The following is a 1,979-nucleotide window of genomic DNA, read 5'->3' as shown; positions in this document are numbered from 1 at the left end:
ACAGGCAAAATTCTATACTATTTTTGCGTTCTTATTTGGAGTAGGGTTTTATATCTTTATAAAAAATGCTGAAGCAAAAGGCTATTCTATGTATAAGCTGTTTAGCCGTAGATTGTGTATCTTACTACTCTTTGGTTTACTCCACTTTATCTTTCTATGGTATGGAGATATTCTACACGCATATGCCTTAGCTGGTTTTATCCTATTGTTCTTTTATAAGCGATCTACAAAGCTTATTTTTATAGTTGGCTGCATCTCTCTATTTGTTAGCTATACACTACATGCTATTTTATTTATACAAGCAAGTTCTTCTATTTCTGCCGTACCAAGTTACTATCAATATATGTTTACAGGCAACACTACCAATCACACTGTAAATCTATTTACACATTATTCACATCAAGTAAAAGCTCGTCTGTTCTTTTTAATGATCGAGGAATTTCAGCAATTACTAATAGGAATTCCGGAATATATAGGCTTATTTTTAATTGGTTTATGGGCTGGTAAGAAAGATATTTTTAAAAGGGTACCAGAATTAATAAAGGAAATTAGATTTATCCAGTGGAGTTCGCTATGCATTTCATGTCTTCTCTCTTGTCCTATTATCTACTATTTTATAAAAACGGATGTCTATTACTCTCAGGATATTAAACTATGGATTCTATTTGGAGGGAAAACGCTAGCTATATTCTATATTTGCACTCTACTTAGGGTTTGTGAGAATAAAAAAAATATAGAGCGGCTGCAACCTTTTATGAACGTAGGCAAGTATGCTTTAACGAATTACATTAGCCAAAGTATACTAACTATTGTCATTCTTTCGTTGTACTTTAAAGATGTCTCACAGGTATATTACTGGCAACTATGTATCTTCGGGATTTTAATTATCTTTGTACAAATTATATTCTGCAAAATTTGGAGTAAATATTTCCGCTATGGTCCTATTGAATGGATATGGAGAAAAGGAATTTACAAAAAATAACCTATCTTTCACCAGTTTTATGCAATTGACTGAAAAAAATGATAAAATATCATATGAAAGAGTAAAGATATATTTGTGATTGTAAAATGATGTTATTAAAAGTAAAGTAGATCAAGTTAGAGGAAGGCACCTTTTGGTGCCTTCTTCTAACTTGATTCTATATTTCCCTTAAAATCATTTTAACGTAATATAAAGTAATAATAATTTAATTATAAAGATAGGTGATAATATGTTTAGTATTAACAATAACCCTCGAAAAAGTAAAATACGCAAAGTTAAATTACAAATACCTGGTGATGTGAAATATGAACTTCACTCAACATTAAAAATGGTGGTATTATTGTGTACCGTCATTTATATGAAGATACCAATTTGTACGAAGAAAACTCAATTGTGTTAAAAATTCGATTAATTACAAATAAAGGAACGGTTTTCCCCGAACCATATCTGTACGCACATTATATATCGGCAAGAACCACAATAGACCTTGCTGATATATTTATTGAAGAACCGATACGTAACTTGGGGTTAGGAAGCATATTAATGAAACATTTACTACAAATAGCAGTAGAATCCCAGGTAGACAAAGTAACCGGTCTTATGGTTAGTGATGATAGTCAACATAAAGCCAAACAAATTAATTTTTATACGAAACATGGATTCGAGATATCTGGTAATCATCTTTTATGGAAGAAAAACACATAAAATCAAAAAGTTAAATTTACAGAAGGAGGATACTATACCTTTTATTAGGTATAGTATCCTCCTTTAAAACATCCTATTTCAATTTCATATGTGCAAGCACCACATTTTTATGAAGAAATCTGAAGTGTGACAACAATTAAGTTCATACTAGCATGTACAACAAATGATACTAGTAACCTATTAGTACGCACATATACTACAGCAAGTACAAGACCAATTAAAAAGTATCCAAATATAAAAGGAAAATCAAAATGCATAATAGAAAAGAACAATGAACTTATTAGTATACCCC

Annotated in this window: 3 protein-coding genes; 2 read left to right on the top strand and 1 reads right to left on the bottom strand. The window is 30.5% G+C overall.

Annotation, left to right across the window (positions count from 1 at the left end; translation table 11 throughout):
• The coding region (locus tag CO726_RS30775; protein ID WP_099686811.1) for a DUF418 domain-containing protein at nt 1–982 on the top strand (982 nt) is incomplete at its 5' end.
• Between the two features lie 342 nt (nt 983–1,324).
• A complete protein-coding gene (locus CO726_RS30770; protein ID WP_169513127.1) occupies nt 1,325–1,687 on the top strand; it encodes a GNAT family N-acetyltransferase in 363 nt (120 codons plus the stop codon).
• Nucleotides 1,688–1,794: 107 nt separating this feature from the next.
• On the opposite strand, the gene CO726_RS30765 is transcribed toward CO726_RS30770, so the two are convergent.
• A partial coding sequence (locus CO726_RS30765; RefSeq protein ID WP_136699916.1) for a CPBP family intramembrane glutamic endopeptidase occupies nt 1,795–1,979 on the bottom strand: 185 nt, incomplete at its 5' end.

The sequence above is a fragment of the Bacillus fungorum genome (assembly GCF_002746455.1).
Classification (GTDB): domain Bacteria; phylum Bacillota; class Bacilli; order Bacillales; family Bacillaceae_G; genus Bacillus_A; species Bacillus_A fungorum.
Note: the sequence above shows the minus strand (reverse complement) of the source record. Positions and strands in the feature narration are given on the sequence as shown.